General features: G+C 72.6%; 2 protein-coding genes. Both read right to left on the bottom strand.

The window, feature by feature from the left end; all coding sequences use genetic code 11:
• Window positions 1-10: 10 nt before the first annotated feature.
• Window positions 11-1,012 (bottom strand): hypothetical protein, encoded by a 1,002-nt coding sequence (locus GT354_RS13290; protein WP_161356516.1) that lies wholly within the window; start codon window positions 1,010-1,012, stop codon window positions 11-13.
• A gap of 121 nt (window positions 1,013-1,133) precedes the next feature.
• A partial coding sequence (locus tag GT354_RS13285; RefSeq protein ID WP_161356515.1) for a tetratricopeptide repeat protein occupies window positions 1,134-1,942 on the bottom strand: 809 nt, incomplete at its 5' end.

Genomic DNA, 1,942 nt, shown 5'->3' with positions numbered 1-1,942 from the left:
GTCCCGCTGCTCAGCCCGACGTCCCGACGCTCCGCCCGGCCCGATCGCCGCGGTGGAACACGCCCCGCAGCGCGACGGCCGGGCGCGCGGGCCCGGCCAGGAAGGTCACCAGCGCGAGGACGGCCGCGACGATCGCGGTGGTCCAGATCGCCACCCGCAGGACGTGCACGAGCGTGTCGTAGACCGCCGCGGCCGCGGCGTGCGACATGTCGGCCGGCAGGTCGTCCAGGTACAACCGGCGCGCGACGTACAGCCCGATGGCCAACACCACCATCGCGATCACCACGCCGATCCCCAACCACATCAGCACCCGGCGTCGGCGCGGCGCGATCGCCACCCCGATCACGATCAGCACCAACACCACGATGGGCAACCACGTCCCGGCGGCGTCGACGAGCCGGAAGACGTCCTGGCTCTTGCTCAGCCCGTCGCCGTGCAACAGCACGAACGTCCGCGTGGTGTTCGGGATCCGGTCGGCCAACGGGATCCCCTGGCCGACGAGTTGCGCCCGCACCCGGTCGACGATGGGCCCCAGATCCAGCACGACGTCACCGTTGACGGTGCTCACCGAGGAGTCGTCCTGCCCACGCAGCGCACGCAGCGCCGACCGGTGCGCGGTGCGTAGCGCGTCCTTCCAGATCGTGCCGAACAGGTCACTGGAGACGACGGCCTGCGCGGCCGCGTGGGTGGCGGTGGACAGCAACCCGTTGATCACGCCGGAGCCGGGCCCCGCCCCCTCGCTCGGTCCCAGCCCCAGGGCTTCGCGCAGCGAGTCCAGCGCCCCCGGGACGTTCGCCGCCTGTACCGCGGCGTCGGCGACCCGATCGGCGACCGCGTTCTGCACCGACGAGTCCGACGACAACGGGCCCAGCGTCGAAACGAAGCGACCGGTGTCGACGACCTCGTTGTCGGCCCACCCGGCGACCACCGCCGGGGCCGCCAGAACACACGCGAGCACGATCGCCAGACACGACAGGACGACGCGCAAGCGGTTCGACACGGACACGGACATGGGCGGCGCTCTCCCGACTCGTGGGGGTTTTCACCTCCGCTTCCACAAAACGTCGCGAGATATCCAAAAACCGGGCACTCGGGGGGAAATGCCCCTTCGGCTCTCCGGGCGGTGCCGCCGCTCAGCTCATCGACGACCGCAACCACGTCGCCTCGGGCGCGCGTCCGGTCATCTCCAGGAACCGCGCGAGCTGCCCCACCGCCGCCGGATGGCCCTCGGCGAGCGCCCGGCGATACATCTGTTCGGCGTCGCGCAGGTTGCCCCGGCTCTCCTGGAAACCCGCGAAGCCGATCGCGGCGTCGCGATGGCCCTCGGACAGCGCGCGACGGTACAGCTTGTCCGCCTCCTTCGCCCGGCCTCGGGTCATCATCACGTTGGCGAGGTTGATCGTCGCGTCCAAGTGCCCCTCGGCGTACGCCTGCCGGAACAGCCGCTCCGCCTCCTCGATCCGGCCGCTGCGGGCGAGGAGCAGGCCCAGGTTGCTCGCCGCGTCGCTGTTGCCCTGGATCATCGCGTGCCGGTACAGCATCTCCGCCTCGGGGAACCGGCCCAGGCTCACGAGCAGCACCGCGAGGTTGTTGGCCGACTCGGGGTGGCCCTGCGCGAGCGCCTGGCGATACAACTCCTCGGCCTCGCCCGCGCGACCGCGCGCCGCGAGCAGGTCGGCGAGATCGTTCGCGGCCTCCGGGTGGCCCGCCGCGAGCGCTTCCCGGTACAACTCCTCGGCCTCGTCGGGGCGGTCGGTGTCGGCGAGGTGATACGCGAGTTGTACGGCGGCGTGCCGATCGCCGGCGGCCATCGCGGCACGCAGACCGGGTTCGTCGTCCTCGACGGGCGCGGGGACGACCGGTCCGACCGGTCCGGGGCCGTAGGGCGCGGGCCCGTACGGCGCGGCGCCGTACCCGGGGCCGGCCGGCGGGTGGGCGGCCT

It is taken from the genome of Streptomyces sp. SID3343 (assembly GCF_009865215.1).
GTDB lineage: Bacteria > Actinomycetota > Actinomycetes > Streptomycetales > Streptomycetaceae > Embleya.
The sequence above is the reverse complement of the archived record's forward strand: the minus strand, read 5'-3'. Positions and strand labels throughout refer to the sequence as shown.